The 22,817-nt window shown below is 33.3% G+C and carries 22 protein-coding genes, 5 tRNA genes and 1 riboswitch; of the genes, 7 read left to right on the top strand and 20 right to left on the bottom strand.

Annotated elements, in window-relative coordinates; translation table 11 throughout:
- Positions 1 to 41: 41 nt before the first annotated feature.
- Entirely contained in the window at positions 42 to 458 is a 417-nt protein-coding gene (locus MOV50_RS07735) for a hypothetical protein (RefSeq protein ID WP_321777334.1), read from the bottom strand.
- Positions 459 to 573: 115 nt separating this feature from the next.
- On the opposite strand from MOV50_RS07735, the gene MOV50_RS07730 reads away from it, so the two are divergent.
- Entirely contained in the window at positions 574 to 1,410 is an 837-nt protein-coding gene (locus tag MOV50_RS07730; RefSeq protein WP_321777333.1) for a peptidylprolyl isomerase, read from the top strand.
- A gap of 56 nt (positions 1,411 to 1,466) precedes the next feature.
- Here the strand turns inward: MOV50_RS07730 and MOV50_RS07725 are convergent, their stop codons facing one another.
- From MOV50_RS07725 to MOV50_RS07705, 6 genes are all read right to left on the bottom strand, one after another.
- Complete coding sequence (locus tag MOV50_RS07725; protein ID WP_321777332.1) at positions 1,467 to 2,675, bottom strand: hypothetical protein; 1,209 nt, start codon at positions 2,673 to 2,675, stop codon at positions 1,467 to 1,469.
- A gap of 87 nt (positions 2,676 to 2,762) precedes the next feature.
- Positions 2,763 to 3,950 carry an ATP-binding protein gene (locus MOV50_RS07720; RefSeq protein ID WP_321777331.1) on the bottom strand — a complete coding sequence of 396 codons (1,188 nt, stop codon included), beginning with the start codon at positions 3,948 to 3,950 and terminating at the stop codon, positions 2,763 to 2,765.
- A 123-nt stretch (positions 3,951 to 4,073) separates the two neighbouring features.
- Positions 4,074 to 5,315 carry an ATP-binding protein gene (locus MOV50_RS07715; protein WP_321777330.1) on the bottom strand — a complete coding sequence of 414 codons (1,242 nt, stop codon included), beginning with the start codon at positions 5,313 to 5,315 and terminating at the stop codon, positions 4,074 to 4,076.
- A 115-nt stretch (positions 5,316 to 5,430) separates the two neighbouring features.
- Positions 5,431 to 5,655, bottom strand: coding sequence for a hypothetical protein (locus MOV50_RS13515; RefSeq protein WP_415846381.1), 225 nt, complete (start codon positions 5,653 to 5,655; stop codon positions 5,431 to 5,433).
- Positions 5,646 to 6,647 (bottom strand): hypothetical protein, encoded by a 1,002-nt coding sequence (locus MOV50_RS07710; RefSeq protein ID WP_321777329.1) that lies wholly within the window; start codon positions 6,645 to 6,647, stop codon positions 5,646 to 5,648. The genes MOV50_RS13515 and MOV50_RS07710 overlap by 10 nt, the downstream gene beginning before the upstream one ends.
- 85 nt (positions 6,648 to 6,732) lie before the next feature.
- The gene (locus tag MOV50_RS07705) at positions 6,733 to 7,401 is read right to left on the bottom strand and encodes a response regulator (protein ID WP_321777328.1); all 669 of its coding nucleotides are present in this window, start codon (positions 7,399 to 7,401) and stop codon (positions 6,733 to 6,735) included.
- 47 nt (positions 7,402 to 7,448) lie between these two features.
- On the opposite strand from MOV50_RS07705, the gene MOV50_RS07700 reads away from it, so the two are divergent.
- From MOV50_RS07700 to MOV50_RS07675, 6 genes are read left to right on the top strand one after another with little or no spacing between them, the layout of a single operon-like run.
- Entirely contained in the window at positions 7,449 to 9,194 is a 1,746-nt protein-coding gene (locus MOV50_RS07700) for a 7TM diverse intracellular signaling domain-containing protein (protein WP_321777327.1), read from the top strand.
- Positions 9,195 to 9,251: 57 nt separating this feature from the next.
- Positions 9,252 to 9,698, top strand: coding sequence for a deoxycytidylate deaminase (locus tag MOV50_RS07695; protein ID WP_321777326.1), 447 nt, complete (start codon positions 9,252 to 9,254; stop codon positions 9,696 to 9,698).
- Between the two features lies 1 nt (position 9,699).
- A complete protein-coding gene (locus tag MOV50_RS07690; protein ID WP_321777325.1) occupies positions 9,700 to 10,242 on the top strand; it encodes an iron-sulfur cluster assembly scaffold protein in 543 nt (180 codons plus the stop codon).
- 9 nt (positions 10,243 to 10,251) lie between these two features.
- On the top strand, positions 10,252 to 10,743 hold the full coding sequence (locus MOV50_RS07685; RefSeq protein WP_321777324.1) for a GAF domain-containing protein: 492 nt from the start codon (positions 10,252 to 10,254) through the stop codon (positions 10,741 to 10,743).
- Entirely contained in the window at positions 10,730 to 11,215 is a 486-nt protein-coding gene (locus MOV50_RS07680; protein WP_321777323.1) for a GAF domain-containing protein, read from the top strand. The genes MOV50_RS07685 and MOV50_RS07680 overlap by 14 nt, the downstream gene beginning before the upstream one ends.
- The gene (locus MOV50_RS07675; protein WP_321777322.1) at positions 11,205 to 12,062 is read left to right on the top strand and encodes a methyltransferase domain-containing protein; all 858 of its coding nucleotides are present in this window, start codon (positions 11,205 to 11,207) and stop codon (positions 12,060 to 12,062) included. The genes MOV50_RS07680 and MOV50_RS07675 overlap by 11 nt, the downstream gene beginning before the upstream one ends.
- Before the next feature lie 112 nt (positions 12,063 to 12,174).
- On the opposite strand, the gene MOV50_RS07670 is transcribed toward MOV50_RS07675, so the two are convergent.
- The 13 genes from MOV50_RS07670 to MOV50_RS07610 all read right to left on the bottom strand — a co-directional run bounded on the left by MOV50_RS07670 (position 12,175) and on the right by MOV50_RS07610 (position 22,716).
- On the bottom strand, positions 12,175 to 12,561 hold the full coding sequence (locus MOV50_RS07670; protein ID WP_321777321.1) for a hypothetical protein: 387 nt from the start codon (positions 12,559 to 12,561) through the stop codon (positions 12,175 to 12,177).
- Positions 12,554 to 13,858 (bottom strand): allophanate hydrolase, encoded by a 1,305-nt coding sequence (atzF, locus tag MOV50_RS07665; protein WP_321779649.1) that lies wholly within the window; start codon positions 13,856 to 13,858, stop codon positions 12,554 to 12,556. Before atzF ends, MOV50_RS07670 begins: the two co-directional genes overlap by 8 nt.
- A 44-nt stretch (positions 13,859 to 13,902) precedes the next feature.
- Complete coding sequence (gene uca, locus MOV50_RS07660) at positions 13,903 to 17,505, bottom strand: urea carboxylase (protein ID WP_321777320.1); 3,603 nt, start codon at positions 17,503 to 17,505, stop codon at positions 13,903 to 13,905.
- A gap of 86 nt (positions 17,506 to 17,591) precedes the next feature.
- Positions 17,592 to 18,212 carry an urea amidolyase associated protein UAAP2 gene (locus MOV50_RS07655; RefSeq protein ID WP_321777319.1) on the bottom strand — a complete coding sequence of 207 codons (621 nt, stop codon included), beginning with the start codon at positions 18,210 to 18,212 and terminating at the stop codon, positions 17,592 to 17,594.
- Between the two features lie 9 nt (positions 18,213 to 18,221).
- On the bottom strand, positions 18,222 to 18,959 hold the full coding sequence (locus tag MOV50_RS07650) for an urea amidolyase associated protein UAAP1 (RefSeq protein ID WP_321777318.1): 738 nt from the start codon (positions 18,957 to 18,959) through the stop codon (positions 18,222 to 18,224).
- Positions 18,949 to 19,728, bottom strand: a complete 780-nt coding sequence (locus MOV50_RS07645) for an ABC transporter ATP-binding protein (protein ID WP_321777317.1) — start codon at positions 19,726 to 19,728, stop codon at positions 18,949 to 18,951. The genes MOV50_RS07650 and MOV50_RS07645 overlap by 11 nt, the downstream gene beginning before the upstream one ends.
- The gene (locus MOV50_RS07640; protein WP_321777316.1) at positions 19,725 to 20,549 is read right to left on the bottom strand and encodes an ABC transporter permease; all 825 of its coding nucleotides are present in this window, start codon (positions 20,547 to 20,549) and stop codon (positions 19,725 to 19,727) included. The genes MOV50_RS07645 and MOV50_RS07640 overlap by 4 nt, the downstream gene beginning before the upstream one ends.
- A gap of 8 nt (positions 20,550 to 20,557) precedes the next feature.
- Entirely contained in the window at positions 20,558 to 21,625 is a 1,068-nt protein-coding gene (locus tag MOV50_RS07635; protein WP_321777315.1) for a putative urea ABC transporter substrate-binding protein, read from the bottom strand.
- A 47-nt stretch (positions 21,626 to 21,672) separates the two neighbouring features.
- Positions 21,673 to 21,774, bottom strand: a riboswitch (guanidine-I (ykkC/yxkD leader).
- Positions 21,775 to 22,064: 290 nt separating this feature from the next.
- Positions 22,065 to 22,149, bottom strand: a tRNA-Leu gene (locus tag MOV50_RS07630).
- A gap of 56 nt (positions 22,150 to 22,205) precedes the next feature.
- Positions 22,206 to 22,282: transfer RNA gene (locus tag MOV50_RS07625), tRNA-Arg, on the bottom strand.
- Positions 22,283 to 22,413: 131 nt separating this feature from the next.
- Positions 22,414 to 22,490, bottom strand: a tRNA-Arg gene (locus tag MOV50_RS07620).
- Between the two features lie 45 nt (positions 22,491 to 22,535).
- Positions 22,536 to 22,612, bottom strand: a tRNA-His gene (locus MOV50_RS07615).
- Between the two features lie 26 nt (positions 22,613 to 22,638).
- Positions 22,639 to 22,716, bottom strand: a tRNA-Pro gene (locus MOV50_RS07610).
- Between the last annotated feature and the right edge of the window lie 101 nt (positions 22,717 to 22,817).

Below are 22,817 nucleotides of genomic sequence, written 5' to 3'. Positions count from 1 at the left end.
AGTTTAGACAAATATTTGTTAAAAAGGGGTAAAAGAAAAGATTACAAAAGTTCGTTTAAAATATCTTCATCTTCTATTCTGCCATAAGAGTGTTTTTTTGTTTCTTTTAAAATTTGTTCAAGTCTATTTATAACCATCTTAGTTGTTTTTGTGGTGTCAAAATTATCCAGTGCTATACAAGTGCTTGTATTTTTAAACTTGTTATCAAGATAAAGAAGTAAATTTTGAGAGGCTTTAAATGCATTTTCTTGGCAGGTAAAAACGAAGTTTATAAAGAAGTGATTATCATCTATTTGTACAAACTTATCAGAGATTCTTACAAATTTTCCAAGCTCTTGAGAAGTTAAATCTTTGTCGTGATAAAGTAAAACAAAAGTAGATTGAGATTTGTATCTGTCAAAGGAGTAGTAGGTTCTTTTTACTTCCACATTTATTCTATTAAAAATATTGTCTGTCATTTTTTTGCCTATTAGTGACTTTATAAATATGATTATATACAAGCTTTTTTTAAAGTAAACTTTTAAGAAGAATAAACTATGCTAAAATACTACTTTTATATTTACAGGATAATCAATGCAAAAAATATTTTTAACTCTTATGTTCGCTATAACTTTAAATGCTCAAGTTATTGGAGGTGTTGCTGTAGTCGTTAAAGGCGAGGCTATAACTACTTATGATATTAAAAAAGAGATGAAAACATCTAAAACAAGTGAAAAAAAAGCAACAAATACTTTAATAAGAAAAGTTTTGGAAAAACAAGAAATAAAAGAGAGAAAACTTAGTGTGAGTAGTGGTGAAGTTTATGATGACATAAAACAAACCGCAAAACGAAATCAAATGAGTGTAGATGATTTTTATGAAGCAGTTAGAAATGCAAATGGGCTTAGCTCATCACAATTAAAAGAAAAAATAAAAGAAAGACTTTTATCTCAAAAACTTTACTCTGCAATAGCTTACGCTGGAGTTTCCCAGCCAAAAGAAGATGAAATAAAAGCATACTTCGAGTCACATAAAGACTCGTTTGATCATCCAAGTGCTTTTGAAGTTGTGATTTATCAAACAAAAGATAGAAAAAAACTTCTGCAAAAAACTAAAGACCCTATGTTTTATTCTCCAGATATCTCTGCAATCAATCAAACTCTTCCATACGATAATATATCCCCAGAATTAGCATCTCTACTAGAGAGAACACCTGTTAATAACTATACGGCTGTTGTTCCTGATGGAAAGAGCGGATACATGACTTTTTATATTAAAGCAACTAAATCACCAAAAGAGATGGGATTTGAGAATGTTCAAACTCAGATTGTAAATATGATTATGGCTGAGCAAAGAGAACAAGTTTTGGGTGACTATTTTGCAAGACTTCGTCATAACGCTGATGTAAAGATGATTAGAACAGTTAAATAATTATACCTCTTCATTATGCATTCCACCTTGAAAAGGTGCAACAAGAGAGAAAAGCACTAATATAACGATATATTAATCCAATATTCTGGACTAGTAGCTGTGCCATCGGAAACAGTATAGTAAAGGTCAATTAACATTGGCCCATGAGAAATACCTACTTCTAGACTAATTATGTTACCACTTATAGTTAAAGAGTAAATCGGTATCTTAAAACGATTGTTAATTCTTCCTATATTAATTGTCATGTTGTCCCCATCAGGATCGTTTATCATTGAGGTCAAATTAATAGTTCCCATAATCCCCTCCTTAAAACTAAGATGAAAACTCCTCCCAGTAGGAGCATGATTAACAGCTGGAGCAGAGATTACAATTGGTTTTGGTTTTACAACCTTAGTAGCAAATACTTTAGGAGCCACAGCTTGTGCAACTATACTACTAGAGCCTATAGCATTTTCAAACAGGTCTCGCATTTTAAGAGATTTGTTTGTAATACCTTGAGAATATTCTACTCCTACTCCAATATTTGTATCTGGATTTAAAGAGGCTTTTAAATAAGGACTAAACTTACTTGTAGCAAAGGTGTATTGTAGTCCTGCACGAACTGCATAGTCATTTTTACTGTGATTAACACTATCATGAGCTAGATAAGCTCGTACATCATCTGTCGCAAACCAACCAAGCTCAGCTTTATAATCAGCATAGTTTTTATCAAACACATTAGAGTTTTGATAGATGCCAACTATATCAAATGTAGCATACTTAGCAAAAGTGTGTTTTGCTATAAGTTCAAGATATGAAATCTTTGTGTCACCATCTGCCGATGAAGCATTTTTAAGTTGACTTATTATGTAACCGGCTTCAATGTTATAACTTTTATCATCACCATAACCAAGCGAACCACCACCAGTAGTTTGAGTAACATCAGCATCTGAGTCTTCTATTAACATTCCTCTTTGTAAATACCCAAGACCACCTTTAATATAAAAATCTTTAGTAATATCGCCTTTTAGAACTGCCGAACCTAGAGTATAGTCTGAACCATACTCTAAGGTAAGCTTAGAAAAGTTATTTTCAAACTCTAAACCAGCACCATTATAGTTTTTGTTGTTTTCATCTGAATTAGGTGTACCAACTTTTAATCCAAGACCATATACTCTTAGGTTGTTATACTCTGCAACACCCTCATCACTATTTACCTCAGAAGAACTAAGACTTCCAACTAATAAGCTTACACTAAACATTAAAATTATTAAATTTTTATACATGTTATTTACCTTTGTAAAATACTCTTATTCATATCTTACAAAGCTAACATCACATTTCAAATCACATTTGATAAAAATATATTTTTATCAATACAAAAATCCAAATAACCAAAGCGGGATTACATTTGAATAACCAGTTTCAATTTCATCTCGTACTACAAAGCTATTTGTAGCATTATCTAATTGTTTATCTCCCTTTGTTGCTCCACCTATCTCAAAAATATATTTTTCATCAACAATAAAATCACCTTTATCATGATAGTGTAATTGATGTATATGATTTAATTGGGATATGAAATAACTTTCTCTAATTGATCCGATATTTGGATCTGCACATAGAACATGAAATAGGTTTGGGTTGTTTAACAACATTTTTTGTGCCTTATTTAGTCGTTTATGATTTTGAGGAGCATCTATGAGATGAATTAAATCACCTTCTTTCATGTATGTTAAATATTTTGAAAGTGTTGACCAAGATATTTGCGTATCTTTAGAAAGTTTAGATTTGCTTATTTCATATGGAGAAGTTGAGCATAACATTCCTAAAACTCGTTTTAATACACTTTGTTTATCGTTGTCTATATTAAATATTTTTGCTAAGTCTGATTCAATTGTAGTATTGATTACTTCTTGTAATCGCATAGGATAATCAACGATGGACTCATTAAAAAATGGGTAAGCTCCATATTTTATATAATTTGAATATTGTTCAAGTGGTTTGATAACTTGTAGTATCTCAAAGCTTATATCTTCATGATTATCTATTAAATCTTCAAGAGAATATGATGGTAGTTTTATATTTTCTTTTAAAGATATAAACTCTCGTAGTGACATTGGTGGAAGGTAATGCATGGAAGCTCTGCGTGATAAGTCAGCTGTTTCATGACTAATAATCATCGCTGAGGAACCAGTAAATATGACTTTAATAGTTAAAAAATCATAAATAGATTTAATGTGTGAACTAAAATCAACTGATTTGTGTATCTCATCAATAAGCAATAATTTTCCACCATATTGCTCAAACTCAGTGGCAATATCAAATAGATTTTCTCCGGCCATTACTGGACTATCACAACTTATATATAGTGTTTGACTAGCTTTTAATTTAGAATTTTTTGCATATTGATGAAGTAGGGTAGTTTTACCAGAACCACGGCTACCTTTTATACCAATTATTTTACTGTTAAAATCTATATCATCATAAAGAGTTCTATAAAAATTTGGTGTTCGTTTAGATAACCATTGTTTTGAAAGTTTTTGTAGTATAGGTTTCATAATCTACCTTTATCTAGGATAACAATCTATATTTTACTATAAAATATATTTAATAGCAAGAACCTTTTTGTTGATAACTTCATTTAATATATTATTCATATTTTTAAAGAAATTTTGATTTTATCAATACAAAAATCCAAATAACCAAAGTGCAACTTTATTGCCAATACCAACTTCTAAATCATCACTAGCAACATAGGAGTTTGGTATATCTTTAATCTGATGAAAACCTTTATTTTTTCCGCCTACTTCAAAAGTATATTTCTCTTCACAATAAAAATCACCTTGTTTACTTGCAAAGATTCCTTCATCATTTAGAGATTGTCTGTTTTTATAATAATTATCTAATTGATTTACAAAAAATGTCTCTCGTAGGTTTCCTATATTTGGCTCTTTTGTGTACATCAAGTTTGGATTTGCCAAAAATATTTTTTCTGGTTTATCAAAGGCTCTCATGCTTAACGCATTTTGCATCAAAAGTTTAATAAGTCCGGCATCATCAAGCTTAGATAAATAATCCTTTAATGTTCTATCATCTTTAATATCTGCTGCTTTTTTAAGCTCACTCATCTTAGGTTCAAATGGCACACTTTTAATAATAACAGATAAAAGCATCTTGATTTTTTTTATGCTGTTACCATTTAGCGTTGGATAGATATTTAAAAGATCACTTTCTATAGATACATTTATATTTTGTTGTAATGTTTGAAAAAATAAAACTTCATTTGGCATAGATAAAAAATAAGGATAATATCCATGCTTTAAATAGTTTTTAAATAATGGTATAATTTTTTGGTCATTTTTTTCTATGATATTTTTAATATTTGTAGCTATTTCTATATGATTTATTACTACATCTTCTAAACTAATCTCATCAAATTTATATCCATGATGAAGCTCTAAAAACTCTCTAAAACTCATTCCTACCATATTATAAACTATAGCACGCCTACTTAAATCATGACTCCCTTTATTTATCTGTAAGGCAGAACTTCCTGTAGCTATTATCTTTAACTTATCAAATCTATCATAGATATTTTTGAGTTCAGCCGACCAGTTTTCATACTTATGAATCTCATCAAAACAAAGAAGCTTACCACCATTTAAAACAAACTCCTCTGCAACTTGAGTCATAGTATATTTTGAAGTATTCTCAATATCATCAAGATTTATATATAAGGCTTCATTTTCTTTATAATTATTATTTATGTATTGAGCAACTGTTGTTGTTTTTCCAATACCTCGTGAACCAATAATAACAGATAATCTATGTTCTAATTTTTTAGTTTTTACAAAATATCTTTTATACTCTTGATTGTTAATATTTATAAAATCTCTACTTTTGATAAAAAGTTCTTCTAGCATATCATAGCCTTAATAATGTTTTAAAGTACTATAATACCATAATTATATATGTAATACAATACATATTATTATGCATTCCACCTTGAAAAGGTGCAACGAGAGAGAAAAGCACTAATCAACCACTAAAAAAAATCCAATATGCTGGACTAGTAGCTGTGCCATCGGAAACAGTATAGTAAACGCTAATTTCTCTTCGAGTAGAAGCACCTACTTCTAGACTAATTATGTTACCACTTATAGTTAAAGAGTAAATCGGTGTCTTAAAAGTATTTTGAATTCTTACTATATTAATTGTCATGTTGTCCCCATCAGGATCATTTATTTGTCGGGTCAAATCAATAGTTCCATTAGTCCCATTAAACTTAGCAAAAGAATTCCTCCCCGTAGGAGCATGATTAACAGCTGGAGCAGGGGGGGGGTTACAACTGGAGTTGGTGTTGGTGTTGGTTTCGCAACCTTAGTAGCAAATACTTTAGGAGCCACAGCTTGTGCAACTATACTACTAGAGCCTATAGCATTTTCAAACAGGTCTCGCATTTTAAGAGATTTGTTTGTAATACCTTGAGAATATTCTACTCCTACTCCAATATTTGTATCTGGATTTAAAGAGGCTTTTAAATAAGGACTAAACTTACTTGTAGCAAAGGTGTATTGTAGTCCTGCACGAACTGCATAGTCATTTTTACTGTGATTAACACTATCATGAGCTAGATAAGCTCGTACATCATCTGTCGCAAACCAACCAAGCTCAGCTTTATAATCAGCATAGTTTTTATCAAACACATTAGAGTTTTGATAGATGCCAACTATATCAAATGTAGCATACTTAGCAAAAGTGTGTTTTGCTATAAGTTCAAGATATGAAATCTTTGTGTCACCATCTGCCGATGAAGCATTTTTAAGTTGACTTATTATGTAACCGGCTTCAATGTTATAACTTTTATCATCACCATAACCAAGCGAACCACCACCAGTAGTTTGAGTAACATCAGCATCTGAGTCTTCTATTAACATTCCTCTTTGTAAATACCCAAGACCACCTTTAATATAAAAATCTTTAGTAATATCGCCTTTTAGAACTGCCGAACCTAGAGTATAGTCTGAACCATACTCTAAGGTAAGCTTAGAAAAGTTATTTTCAAACTCTAAACCAGCACCATTATAGTTTTTGTTGTTTTCATCTGAATTAGGTGTACCAACTTTTAATCCAAGACCATATACTCTTAGATTGTTATACTCTGCAACACTTTTATCATCATTTATTTGGGAAGAACTAAGACTTCCAACTAGTAAGCTTAAACTAAACATTAAAACTATTATTTTTTTATACATGTTATTTACCTTTGTAAAATACTCTTATTCATATTTTACAAAGCTAACATCACATTTCAAATCACATTTTTAAAGAAATTTATTTTTATAACAATAATATCCCTAGACTTTTTTGCACACAAAACTCTAGATTAACTAACTTGTGTTTAATCCTATATAAAAATGTTCTTCTTGTATTGTCAGTTACTAGTTTCCCTTGCCATATAACTTCATCAATCACAGTATATGGAACGACACTTCCTTTTGAGTTAAATATAAGGGCTATGAAAAGTTGCTCTTTTTTTGTGAGTTTTATCTCTTGCTTATCTTTAAAAAGTTTGTTGTTTGTTTTATCAAAATCATAACCATTAATTTTGATAATATTATCTTTCTTCATTGTCAGTTTATATTTGGCTACGGTTAAGTTTATAATAGCTTCAAGCTCATCTACTCTGTATGGTTTTAACAGATAACCGACAAAGTCAACTTCACTAGCACGAAGTAGTATTTCTTGGTCTTTATAGGCAGTAATAAAGACAACAGGAAGCTTATATAAATTTTGCAGAGTTCTTGCAGCATCTATGCCGTCTATATCTCCATTTATTTTTATGTCAGAAAAGAGTATGTCTATTTTTGTTTTACTAGCTATCTCAAAAGCTTTTTGTGCATCTCTTGCTATATCTACATGGTTAAATCCTAGTTTTTGAAGAGTCTTTTTTAGATGAACATATATAATCAGTTCATCTTCTAATATCAATACATTTAAATTATTCATACTTATTTATAACATAAGTAGGCATAAGTTTTGATATAATCATCTATATGTTAATAAAAATAATATTATTGACCTCGCTCATACTCTCAGCACTATATTCATCAGTTATACATGTAAATGAAAAATCTATAGATATAAGCGTACTAGAAAACTCTTACATGTATATTGATGAGAGTTCAACTCTTAATTTTAAAGAAATACAAAAAAAGCAGTTTAAACCTTTTCTTGTTGATTATGTTCGTATGGGCTATACAGATGCTACTTTATGGACAAAATTTAGTATAAAAAATGACTCGCCTCAAGACATAACAAGGTACATTAGTATCTCAAATCCGACGCTTGACACAATAGAACTTTATACAAAAATACAAAAAGAATACAAAAAAGAGTCACAAGGACTATGTCATCTAAACAAATACAAAAGAAACAATATATTACACCCAAGTTTCAAAGTGGAGTTTAAGGCACATGAGATGAAGGAGTTTTACTACAAAACTCATTCTATCGATAGCGCGCACTACTTCAAACTACATATCAAAGATATAAATACTTTGTATGAAGATGAGTTCTCCTATCAACTTATCTTATCTGTGTTTTTTGGAGCTATGTTAGCTCTTGTACTTTACAATATCTTCATATATTTTTTTACACGAGAGCTTTCTTATTTATACTATATTTTGTATATATTATTTACCACTTTGTATTACGCCTCTTACTCTATCATGCTAGATTATATACTTCCAGAAGATTCTACAATGATAGATATCTTTATGGATTTTTACTCTTTAGCTTTAGCAAACATTGCTGCCCTTCTTTTTATAAAAGCATTTTTGAACATAAAGCAGTATAAGAGGCATAACATAATTATCAATATGATACTTGTGCTAAATATAATGCATATACTAATTTATATAAATGGAAGTTATCTGATTGAATATTCTCTTTACATTATTTTGGTTACATTTGTATTTATACTATATATATCTGCTTACTCCTTTTACAAAAAAAATCCTCAAGCAAAATATATTTTAATTGGTTGGAGCTTCAATTTTTCGGGTGTATTGATGATATCCCTTCAGCAGTACGGACTTCCAAATATAATAGACTATTTTCCTCATTTTTGTGCATTGACAATTTTCATGGAAGCTATCCTTTTTTCAGTTGCACTTGCTTCAAAACTAAACACAACAAAAGCACTACAAAAAGCAGTTAAAACAAATAAAATACTAACAAGAGAGCTTCATCATCGAGTTAAAAATAATATGCAATTTATCATACTAATGTATAGGCTAAAGCTTGATAGCCTAAACAATAAAGATATAGAACAAAAGCTAAGAGAGAGTGAAGGAGCTGTTCAAGCCATAAGTAAAACTCATGAGATTTTGTACAACCAAAATGATTTAGAAAACATAGATACCCAAGGCTACTTTACAAATTTAATAGATGAATTAGAAAAAAGCTTTAACACAACAAAGATAAAAATTTATCTAGAGGTAAAGGATACTTTGGATGTCCAAAACTCCATACACTGTGGCATCATACTCAATGAGCTTATAACCAACTCCTTTAAATATGCCTTTAAAGATGGTGAAGGAGTTATCAGTATTAAGCTTATTAAAAAAGATAAGAAGCATATATTTACAGTAGAAGATAATGGGGTAGGATTTGATTATGAGCAAAAACAACACGATTCCTTTGGTCTCTCTTTTGTGGAAACAATTGTTGTTGATGAGCTTGGGGGAACTATCTTGTTTAATACTTCAGATGGTACGAAAGTAAAGATGAATTTTTAAATGCCTTGTAGTTTTGCGATATAATATGATAATTTTTTAAATAAGGGTTTATTGCAGATGCTAAGTGATGAAAATTTTATAAATATTGCCATAGAATTAGCAACAGCTTCAAAGTGTGTTTCTAAGCAGGTTGGTGCGGTTATAGTGAAAGACGGTCGTATTCTTAGTACAGGTTACAACGGGACTCCTGCTGGTTTTACAAACTGCTGTGACTATTGGAATGGAGAGTACACTGATGAGCATCATGAGTGGAGTAAAACTTATGAGATTCATGCAGAGATGAATGCTATCATTTGGGCTGCTAGAAAAGGCATCTGTGTTGAGGGTGCTACTATTTATGTAACGCTAGAGCCTTGTAGTGAGTGTAGTAAAAATGTCATCGCTAGTGGAATTAAACGCATCGTTTATGCAAAAGAGTACGAGCACACACAATCGAAAATTATTTCAAAGTTTATAAAAGACAACGGTGTGAGTATCGAGATGTTAAAAAAAGGAACAAAGTAAAATGACTGGACAAGAAGAGCTGAGCGCAGAAATAGGTAAGCATCTTATGCAACCTGAAAATTATGGGGAACTTAAAAATGCAGACTGCACAGGTGTAGGTATAGATAATGCAACACAAGCTTATGTGATTATGTTCTTAAACCTAAATGATACACATGTTCTAGATGTAAAATTTGGCTCAAATGCAAGTCAAGATGCAAATACTTTAGGCTCACTTTTTACAGAGATGATTAAGGGTGATGAGCTTGTAAATGTTTTAAAAACTACTTTAAAACTAGAACAAGACCTTCAAAAAGCTTACGCTGATTTACCAGAACCTAAGATAGACACAAGTAAACCAGAAGGTGAACAAGTAGAACATATATCAACTCAGCATCAAGATAGTGCAAATCTTGTTTTAACAGCTTTTCGTGCAGCGATGCGTCACTTAGAGAGAAAAAAAGGTGGGGTTGTTGAAGAACAGTTTGAGATGAATATTAGTAAATCTTGTCCTTACTCTGGAACTGATTGTAATTTTGTACAAAAAGAAGAAGGAAGCGAGTAGGAGTTTATCATGAAATATCAAGATACTTATAAAAAATTAGCAAAATTTGGTAGAGAGCTTTTAGATAATACATCATATTCTAGTGGTTTACCGCGTATCTCAAAATATGCTAAAGAGGTTATTGGAGCACAGAGATGCTCTATATTTATAAATGATATTGCAAAAAAAGAGCTTTGGACAACTTTAGCAGATGATGTTAGCAAGATTGTGATTCCATCAGATAAAGGTTTAGTAGGTTTTACGATAAAAGAGCGAAAGCCAATCATTGCAAATGACCCTTATACGCATCTACACTTTTTACCTGAAATAGACAAAGCAACAGGATACACAACTACAAACATTGTAACTGCTCCAATTTTTAACTCCAAAAGAGAGATAATAGGAGTATTGGAATTACTAAATAAAGAAGGTGGTTTTGATAATGAAGATGTTAGATTTATGATATTTTTTGCTCACTATGTGAGTGGATATTTGGAGTTAATAGCTAATGAAAAAATTTAATCAAATCGCAGAGTTTGGAAAAAAGCTTATGGTTTTAGGCAAGATTGAGAACTCTCTTGAGCTTATTTCACAAGAAGCAAAAATGCTTTTAAATGCTGATAGATGTTCTATATTTATAGTAGATGCTGAGGATAAAATGCTTTGGACTAAACATAGTGATGGTATCGGTCGCATAGTTATAGGTCTAGATGCTGGGATAGTTGGCGATACTTATAAAATCCAAAAACCTCAAGTTGTCAACAATCCCTATGATGACCCAAGATTTTTATCTAATATAGATAAAAAAAGTGGTTATGTGACAAGAAATATTATATCAGTTCCAATCTTTGACTCAAAAAGAGATGTTATAGGTGTTATACAGCTTTTAAATCGTTCAAGAGGCGATTTTAATGATAAGGACCTAGAAATACTTACATTTTTTGCAAACTATGTTAGTGGTAGTTTAGAACTTGTTTTGATGAATGAAAACTAAAGAACTGCTAGAGTTATTTCAAAACTCAAAGGGACAAGAAAAAGAGATTTTAGAAGTTAAACTTTTAAATGAAGAAGTGGACTCTATAGGCTATAAAGCCTTTGTGGATTTAGCACAACTTTTTTTTATGAAAATGCTCTCCCCCATTTATGAAAACAACAAAACTATACTAAGATTTTACAAGCTAGACACAAGCTCATCTTTTCACAAAACTCAAAATGGTACAGAAAAGTATGGAGTTGATAGTGAATTTTTTTCTATCGATAAAACAAAACAGTTTAGTTTTTTATACTACTATCAACAAGCCCTAAGATTTATCAACATCAAAGACAAAAAAAGAATTTTAAACCTTGGGATAAATAGAGGCGATGAGTTTAAAGTTATAAAAGAGATGCTTGGAGTTGATGAGTTTAAAGATAAAGAATTTGTAGGCATTGACTACTCCACTTCAGCAATAAAGTTTGCAAAAAATGACTTTGATGACAAAAACATAAGCTTTATCCGCCATGATATAAATGCTTTAGATGAGTTGAATTTAGGTAAATTTGACTTAATCATTTCCATAGGAACATTGCAAAGTTCCAACATAAACTTTAACTCTACTTTTATGTCTATCTATCAAAACTATCTAAAAAAAGATGGAGCTATAATACTAGGTTTTCCAAATTGCAGATGGATAGATGCTGAGATGATTTATGGAGCAAAAGCACCAAACTATGCTTTTAGCGAAATGAGTCTAGTTTTAAAAGACATACACTTTTGTAAAAAATACCTTCAACAAAAGAAATATAGAGTTGTAATTACGGGAAAAGATTATCTTTTTTTAACTGCTAGGAAGATTGGTTAAAATCTATTAAAAGAGCTTATTGATACGACAGCAAAAGAGTTAAACCGACTATTCCTATATATTGAAAAGGATTACTGGATCATTGATTAGTAAAAAATCTATACATCCCTCTTCAGGTTAGATAGGCTCTCCAACCACCGTAAGAACTAATCTCTTGTGCATCTCTAAGGTAATCACTCTCACATAAAAAACCATAGACTGAACTTTCATCTTCTAATATTACACTCCCTATACACAAAGGTGAAGCTATCTGAATCATAAATGCTCCAAAATTGTCCAATGGAATACTCCATACTTCAAGCTCCATAAAATATTCACTACTAGCATCACGTAGCATTCCTGGACGAGAAGGTGTTTTTTCTGGCACATTAAAAAGTCTGTAACCTTTAGCTGTGAATGTAGACTTAACAAATGTAGCTCCAAGTTCTCTCAACTGATAATTGAGTGGAAGTCCACTCATATGTGCACCACATACTGCAAGTTCTATAAACTCACTCATATGAACTTATTTGCATATATTTTTCACCAAGGAGCATCAGTTTTCTATCATCAAAAGCGTCTGAAAAAAGTGTCACACCAAATGGAAGTCCATTTTCTCTAAAACCTGCTGGTACAGCATATGCTGAAAAATCTAATAAATTCATAAAGTTTGTATAGTAACCTAGATTTGTATTTAGCTGTATAGGCTCAACAATTACCTCATCTATTTTATAAATAGTTCCTGTTGTAGGTGTCAATGCGAAATCAATATCTGCCATGAGCATATCTGCTTGGCGTTTATATGCTTTGAGTTTGTACTCTGCATTAAAATAATCTTCAGCACTTTTTGTCTTACCTGATAAAATAATATTCTTTGTCACTTCTATAAAACTATCTGGTCTGTTTTCAATCATATCTTTTACAGCAACATATCGCTCCGTTACCCATGGACCATAGTAAAGTAAATTTGCCGCTTCTAGCATAGGTGTAAAGTCCACCTCAACTAAAACACCACCCATTGCCTTAAAAGACTCAACTGATTGATAAAAAAGTTCTTTAGCTGCATCATCCCCAAAAAATACCAACTGCTCTTTTTTAGGCACTCCAAATGTGAAGCTCAGTAGTGCACTATTATCTACAGTAGGCATCTTTCTACTGTATGGGTCACTCTTATCAAATGATGCAGCTATATCAAATACAATTCTTGCATCTTTTGTATCATTTGCAAAAATAGATACACAATCTAAACTACGACATGCAGGAACAACTCCTGATGTACTAAGAACTCCCTTTGATGGTTTTAATCCTACAAGATTGTTAAATGCCGCAGGTACACGACCTGAACCGGCAGTGTCTGTTCCAAGTGAGAATACTGCCATATCAAGAGCTACACTCACAGCACTCCCTGAACTAGATCCTCCAGATATATACTCAGGATTAATACTATTTTTACAAACACCGTAAGGTGAGCGTGTGCCTACAAGTCCTGTTGCGAACTGATCTAAATTAGTCTTTCCAACAGGAATAGCTCCAGCTTCTATCAGTTTTTTCACCACATAAGCAGATTCACTTGGCAGATAACTATAATCAGGACAAGCAGCCGTAGTTGGAATATCTTTTAAATCGATATTATCTTTTATTGCAAAAGGAATTCCATAAAGAGGAAGTGACAATACATCACATTCTTCTAATCTCTTTAAGTATATCTCTAACTCATCATCACTTAATGTATAAAGCCAAATTGGGTTATCTATATTAGCTTTAATACGTTCTTTTATCTGTTTCATCAACTCTCTTGGAGTTAGTGTTTTATTTATATAACTGTTTTTTTAAATCTGATATTCTCACTAGATTTCCTTTATTAAATTATTTGTTCAATGATAAATAGTATTTTACCCGCACTAATATTTTCACCTTCACTACACAAAATTTTTGCTATTTTTCCATGTTCAGGTGCTTCTATATCAACTTCCATTTTCATAGACTCTGCTATAGCAAGTACTTCGCCCTCTTCTACAACATCACCGAGTTTTACAAGAACTTTCCACATGCTTCCTTGAATAGGAGATTCTACAGCTTCTACATCTGCACCTAGTTCTATAACTTCCATTCTCTCTTGTAAAACTTCACCGCTCTCCATACTAAAGTTAGCAATACCTGTATCTTCCCACATATTACGTTCTTCATCAAAAGCTTTTTGCTGAGTCTGCTTAAACTCTTTTATCGATAAATCATTTTCTTTTAGAAACTCTTTGTACTCTTTGAGATTAAAGGTATTCTCTTCAATCTTAAGCTTAAAACGACCTCTTGGAAAATCTTCACGCATCTTATGAAGTTCATCTGAGCTTACCTCATAAAATTTTATCTGATCAAAGAAGTTCAGTAACCAAGGTTTACCCTCATGAAAATCTTCTGTTTGATGATAACGGTTCCACATCTGTACAGTACGTCCAACAAACTGGTAACCACCAGGTCCTTCCATACCATATACACACATATATGCCCCACCAATACCCACTGCATTTTCAGGTGTCCATGTACGTGCTGGATTGTATTTTGTTGTTACAAGTCTATGTCTAGGATCAAGTGGAGTTGCAACAGGAGCGCCTAGGTAAACATCTCCAAGTCCCATTACAAGATAACTTGCACCAAATACGATTTTTTTAACCTCTTCAGTGCTCTCTAATCCATTAATACGGCGAATAAATTCAATGTTACTCGGGCACCAAGGAGCATCAGGACGCACTGTTTTCATATACTTGTCAATCGCCACACGTGTTGACTCATCATCCCACGAAAGAGGAAGGTGAACGACACGAGTTGAGATATTAATATCATCTATACAAGGAAGTGTAAGTTCTATCTCTTTTAATTTCTTTATTAATGCTAAACGCTCACACACTTTAGGATTAAAATGAACTTGTAAAGAGCGGATACCTGGAGTAATATCAATGATTCCTGCTATATTAGATTCATTCAAAGCTTCCATGAGAACATGGACTCTAAAACGAAGGTCAATATCAAGTTCTATCTCACCATACTCTACAAGTAAGTTACAATCACCTGATTGACGAAATACTATTGAAGGCACATTATCTTTAGCTTCATCACTGTAAATAATCGGTGAGCCTATAGGCTTACTTGAGAGAAATTCTCTCTCATCATAAGTAGTTAAAGATTCGAGAGCTTCTTCCTGTGCATCTATCATCATTTTTGCACTTTCATGCTCTATTAGCACAAATTTAACTTTATCACCTGCACGAAGCTGACCCATTTTCCAAAGTTCCGCACTTACTATTGTTACCGGACAGACAAAACCACCCAAACTTGGACCATCAGGGCCAAGTATAACTGGCATATCACCTGTAAAATTTACAGCACCGATTGCATAAGCATTATCATGAATGTTAGATGGGTGAAGTCCTGCTTCGCCACCATCTGTTCTTGCCCACTCAGGTTTTGGACCTATGAGACGAATACCTGTACGATTGGAGTTGTAATGAATCTCCCATGAGGTATCAAAAAAAGTCTTAATGTCAGAGTCTGTAAAAAAGTCAGGTGCGCCATGAGGACCATAGAGTACACCTATTTCCCACTCATTTTCTAGTGCTCTAAAAGGTGTTATATTTTTATTACTTACATCAGAATCAATCATATTGGCAATATTAATAACATCACCTGAAATAAGACTACGTCCTGCATGACCACCAAACTTACCAAGTTCAAATGTAGCACGACTTCCTAAATACTCAGGGACATCCAAACCACCACGAATTCCAAGATATGTTCTAAAGCCTTGATTACTAACTTTTTTAAGCTTAAGTACGCTGCCTGCTTTTACTTCAATAGCTCTGTTCATGGTGATGATGTTTCCATCTAAGTATGCATCTATATCTGCACCACATAAAGCAATAGCACAATCACAATTAAAACGCAGAGATGGTCCTGAAATAACTATCTCAAATCCTGAAGCATCTTTAGTATTACCCAGTATTTTGTTAGCATACGAAAAAGAAAAAGCATCAAATGCACCTGATGGTGGTACACCAATATTCCAGTATCCTGTTCTACCCTCAGAATCTTGAATGGTTGTTTGAGTTCCCGGACGAAGTACATCTATAGAGTTTGCAGAAAAAAGAAAATTGTCTAGATACTTTGTTGTCTGCGTTGCGTTTTGAAATACATCAGACTCAACAATTGCACCAAGATATTTCAAGTTTGTCTCAATTCCATCTATTCTTGTCTCATTAATTGCTTGAGAGATTTTCTTCAAAGCATCCCCGCGGTTTTCACCTTTGACAATTAACTTTGCAATCATAGGATCATAAAATGCTGACACTTCGAGACCAGTTTCTATAAATGTATCACAGCGAATATCACCAGGAAACTCTACATTTGTAAGAATTCCTGAACTTGGTTGAAAGTTTTTAGATGGATCTTCTGCATACACACGAACTTCAATTGAATGTCCTGCTAGCATATGTTTATACTCATAAAGTTCAGGGTTATCACCATATGCTTGAAGTATCATCCATTTTACTAAATCAACACCGCTCACCTCTTCGGTAATACCATGTTCAACCTGTAATCTTGTATTTACTTCAAGAAAATAAAACTCATCGCTTGTAGTATCATAAACATATTCAACTGTTCCGACTGAGAGGTAATTTACTGAAGAGGTAAGATCTTTAGCTGTTTTATAAAGAGCCTCTCTTATCTCATCACTGATGCCGACTGCAGGAGTCTCTTCTATCACCTTTTGATTGCGTCTTTGAACAGAACAGTCACGGTCACCTAAAACTGCAACATGCCCTTTACCATCACCAAAAACCTGCACTTCTATATGACGAGCAGCTACTACATATTTTTCTAAGAACATACCACCATCTGAGAAGTTATTTTCGCTGAGGCGTTTTACTGATTCATAAGAATCACAAAGTTGTGCTTCATCATAACAGAGTTGCATTCCAATACCACCACCACCAGCTGTACTCTTTAACATAAGAGGATAAGTAATTTTTCTAGCTTCTTTTATTGCTTCATCTAAGTCTTTGAGTAGAGATGAACCAGGGAGTAATGGTACATTACTTATCTCTGCGAGTTCACGGGCAGTATGTTTAAGCCCAAACTTTTGCATATGTTCGACTCTTGGGCCTATAAAAGTAATCCCATTAGCCTCACACTCTTGTGAAAATACGGCATTTTCACTTAAAAAACCATATCCAGGGTGTATAGCTTCTACACCACTTTGTTTAGCGATTCTTAAAATCTTATTGATATCTAAATAACTCTCCCTTGCCAGACCTTCACCAATATAAAAAGCCTCATCAGCCAAACTTACATGCAATGAATCTGTATCGGCAGCTGTATAAACAGCCACTGATGATATACCCATTTTTTTTAGGGTTTTAATAACACGACAAGCAATCTCACCGCGATTTGCTATTAACACTTTTGAAAACATCTATGAATCCTCATAACTATAATTTGCTTGGGTCGTCCCACAAACTTACATCTTATAGGTCGTCCTATAAAATAAAAAGTATACGCTTAGTCTTCCCAAATAACCATTTGAACAGGAGTAGGATTGTAAGCATTACAAGGGTTGTTTAACTGCGGACAGTTTGACACTAATACCAAAATATCCATCTCAGCTTTCATATCGATATAATCACCTGGTTTTGATATACCATCAACAATAATAAGATGACCATCTTCTTTAACAGGTACATTCATAAAAAAGTTTATGTTGTTAGTTAAATCTTTAGGATCCATCTCTAACTCACCAATTTCATAAAGATAATTATCACGACAACTATGCATATACTTTCTATCAAGTGCGTATCTCACTGTATTACTCTCGGCACTACAGTGTCCCCCAAGAGTATCGTGGTTTCCACAAGTATCTCCAATTACTTCCATCATTACATTATCATCAGTAGAGATAAGTTTTGTCCCTGTTGTAACAAAGATACTTCCTTGTTCTCTTACTGTATCGTTAGCTGAATAGCGTTCTTCATGATTATTTGCATTATAAAAAAGTGTATCAACTGCTTGACATCCTTCAAGGTCAATAATACGAAGAGTTTGTCCTTTTTTTACAATATAACTCCAAGGTACACCTGCTGAGATTTTTTCATTATAAATTGCATTTTCAATATTTTTGGTCATTTTTTCTCCTTAAGCAAAGTAGCGGTCATTATTTATAAATGCACGCTGTGATTGTGGACTAAACTGTCTGCAAAGGTCATCTTCTGTTATACGAGATCCTTTATAGAGTGTAAGTTCTATATCACTTGGATTGTACTCACCTTTTTCCATAACATGAGGTGTATTAGAAAGTACAAGAAGTACATTCATCTCAGCACGTAAATCTATATAGCTGCCAGCATCTCCACGGTTAGAAGATAGCTCTAGTTTATTTCCATCAACTACATCTACTCTTCTAAAAAAGTTGATTGCTTGTACCATATCGCGTTTACCCATGCCGTATTTTCCAAGCTCTATTAAAAAATTTTCACGATCACTTTTATAGTAGCGATTTCCTAAGTCACAATAAACGCCATCACCAAAGTTCTCTTTTAAAATTCTAGGATTACTAATTCCTGTAATTACATCAAAAAGACCTCCTGTAGTCTCATCGGTAATAGATAAAAGTACACGGCCTAGCTCTGAGTAAAGAGATTGTCCTTTAGTAAAAAAAGCATTATGTTGCACTTTTATAGTGTCTGCAGAGTTAAAACGCTCTGCTGTATTATCAGCATTGTAAAACATTGCTGAAATGGAAGCTAATCCATCTTTACTACTAATACGTATCTTATCTCCACGGCGAATTATTTTCGACCATTTAGCGCCACCGGGTAGTATCTCTTCTAAGAGTATATTTTCTGGTTTTATTTTTGTCTGTTCAATAATCACTTTTTCTCCTTAATTGATTGATTTGTCTATTTTTTTTAAGAACTTCTCGCTCATCGCCTACAGGGATGTCATATGTAATCTTTGCACCATAAGCATTTGGGAATCTAGGATCTGTATAAACTTTATCAAAGACCAAGAGCCTTGTTCCTAGATAAAAACTCTCATTTAAATCATGTGTGACCATGACAATAGTCAGGTTATTCTTTCTCCACAAATCAAGTATCAACTCATGCATATCAGCTCTAATACCAGGATCTAGTGCTCCAAAGGGCTCATCAAGTAGTAATATTTTTGGCTTTTTCACAAGAGATTGTGCTACTGAGAGTCTCTGTTGCATACCTCCTGAGAGCTCACTTGGATATTTGTTTGCCGAACCTGCGATACCTACTGATTTAAGCATCTCCATAGCTGTCTCTTTTGCTTTAGCTCTTGCTTTACCAAAGAGCTTTCCAAAAAACTTTGACTCTCCAAGCTCAATACCTAGCATCACATTTTCTAAAACACTAAGGTGTGCAAAGACAGAGTATTTCTGAAATACAATACCTCTCTCTACTCCAGGTTCACTCGGGAAAGGCTTTCCTTCAAGTAAGAATGTGCCTCTTGTAGGTGTTTCTTGACCAAGTAACATTTTTAAAAATGTTGTCTTTCCACATCCAGAAGGTCCAACGAGTGTACAAAACTCACCCTCTTGTATATCTATACTAATCTTTTCTAGTACTAGATTATCTCCGTATGCTTTATCTAATTTTTTAATAGTTACTAGGCTCATTTAGTTTCCTTTCCAACTTCGTACCAAGGGAACATCTTATATGTTGCCTTTTTCAGTAAGTAATCAAACAAAAATGCTAAGAATGTTATCCATACTACATACGGAAGAATAATATCCATAGCAAGATAACGACGTACTAAAAATATACGATAACCAAGGCCTTCAGTTGCAGCAATTGCTTCAGCAGAGATTAAAAATATCCAAGCTGTACCTAGAGTTATTCTTATCCCATCAAGAAGCCTTGGTATTATTTGAGGTAAGATTACACGTAAAACTATTGTCCAACTTGAAGCTCCTAATGTCTGTGCTTTTATAAGTTGTTCAACTGGTATCTCACTGACTCGTTGTTGTAAGTCCCGCACTAAAATGGGTGTCACCCCAATCACAATCAGAGCTACTTTAGCCATCTCACCCATTCCAAAAACAATGAATAAAATAGGTAATACAGCCATTGGGGGCACCATTGAAAATGCTGCAACAAAAGGTGAGAGTCCTGAATGTACATATGGAATTAATCCTAAAGGGATAGCCATCAAAAGTGCCAATACACCACTAATAAATATTCCAAGTCCAAGTCGTTCTAGAGAAGAGGCTGTATCTTGAACAAATAGTATTTCACCTGTGCGTTTACTAGGTGTAAATGCCATCCTGTCTATAGCCAATGAGAAACTTGACAAAGAAGGTAATAGTTTATCATTTGGATTATCTGCAAGTCTTGCATTAGAAGTAAATAAATAAACTACTACTACCAAAATAAATGGTAGCAGTCCTAAATATAATGAACCAAGTTTTGATGGCTTTTTATTCATAAGTCGTTTCATAGGGAACCTTAGAGTTTCCGTTCATTAGCCATCTTCACATATGTATCTACAAAACGAAGTTTTATGTTGTTTGTATCACCTAATGTTTTAGAATTTGGAAACTCCATACCTATGAAGTTTGCATCGGGTGCACCATCACCAAGTATTCCATGCTTGAATGAAAATTCACTTACTTTTTTCATAGTTGCTATAAGATCTGAACTTAGTGCAAACTTTAATGCATCACTAGCATCATAAAACATCATAGTCGAATCTAATTGGCTTTTATATCCTGCTAGGTCTGTTCCTGAAGATTGTGCCATAAACTCTAATGCTTCCTTATCCCCTTTTTTCATTAGTGCCATAACTTCAAACCAAGCACCAGTTAATGCTTTAGCTAGTTTTGGATTATCATTTAAAGTGTCCGTATGAACAACAAGCATATCAATAATTTCTCCTGGGATTTTGCTAGAATCAAATACAAGATTTGCATTCTTCATAGCTGATAGTTCATTAAGTTGAGGGTTCCATGTTGTAACTGCTGTCACTTCATCTGAAGTAAATGCTGCAATAATATCAGCATCCGAAGTATTCATAACTTTAACATCCCTTTCATTCATACCAACAGACTCAAGTCCACGTGCCAAAAGATAATGAGAAACAGAAAGTTCAACAAGGTTTACAGTTTGACCTTTAATATCACTAAAAGTTTTTTTGTCTTTTAAAATTACACCGTCATTTCCGTTAGAAAAATCACCCATAATAAGAACAGAAGAGTCAACTCCACCTGCTGCAGGGATAGTTAGTGCATCCATATTTGTCATTACGCAAGCATCAAATTGACCAGTTGTATATTGATTGATAGATTCTATGTAGTCATTTACTTGAACCATTTCAATTTCTATGCCATATTTTTCAGCCCATTTATCAACGATACTCTGATTTTCAGCATAACCCCAAGGCATCCAGCCAACATATATAGTCCAAGCTACTTGAAACTTATCCTTTGTTTGTGCCATAAGAAATGATGAACCAAGCGTACTAACTAATGCAGTGGCAACTAATAATTTTGAGGTTAATTTAAAAAAAAGTTTCATAAAGAACTCCTGAGTAGATTTAAGATAAACATACCAAGAGGTTGATACCCTCCCGGGTTTTTATCCCTCCGTGTGACCTCTACTCAAGAGGTTGATAACTCTCGGACCAGACATGAAATTAATTCATCGGAACCCTAGTTATCCATTAATAGTTGTAAGGTATTCAACCTCATAATATGTTTTATGGAATTATTATATCGCTTAGCACACATACTTCATACAGTTATATGATTAAAAAATATACAATCCCCCCCCATTCTAAAAATAAGTGCAATTTTTTAAAAATGTGGTTTATGGAAAAATTATAATATTGATTGTATTGGTAAATAGTTTTAGATAATCTCTATAAAAATGAGTGATTTAAAATTAGTAATGTAAGCTTTTATATAACCTATGTTTTAAAAAGTCTTTAAAAATTAATGATTAAGAGGCTTGTCAATGGTGCGGATGAGAGGACTTGAACCTCCACGCCTTGCGGCACCAGATCCTAAGTCTGGCGTGTATACCAATTTCACCACATCCGCATGTGATTGTTGAATAAGAGTAGAATTATAGTTGAAAATTCTTTATCTTATATTAATGGTACCCCCTACACGATTCGAACGTGTGGCCTACGCCTTAGAAGGGCGTTGCTCTATCCAGCTGAGCTAAGGAGGCATATAAATCAAACTAAATTTGATTTGTTTCTTGATTTCTTGATTTCTTGATTTTAATTAAAAATCAAAGCTTCAATGCCCAAGCGGCTAGCGTAGATAATATGGGCTTTGCTCATATTGTCGTTAATAAGGTGGTACGCCCGATAGGATTCGAACCTATAACCCTCGGAGCCGAAATCCGAAACTCTATCCAGTTGAGCCACGGACGCTACTATTTTATAATTGTTAAAAAATTTATATTTAAGTCTATTGAATGGGGTGAGATACGGGATTCGAACCCGCGACCCCCGGCACCACAAACCAGTGCTCTAACCAACTGAGCTAATCTCACCATACGAAAGTTATAAATATAAAAGGTGGTCGGGGTGAAAGGACTCGAACCTTCGGCCCCCTGGTCCCAAACCAGGTACTCTAACCATACTGAGCTACACCCCGACCTTCTACAAAAACCAAGCAAACTGCTGATTAATGAGGCGAAATTATAGTCAATTAGTTACAAAATGTCAATGCTTTTTTAGTAATTCTTTTATATATTT

The organism is Sulfurimonas sp. (assembly GCF_029027585.1).
Lineage (GTDB): Bacteria > Campylobacterota > Campylobacteria > Campylobacterales > Sulfurimonadaceae > Sulfurimonas.
The sequence above is the reverse complement of the archived record's forward strand: the minus strand, read 5'-3'. Positions and strand labels throughout refer to the sequence as shown.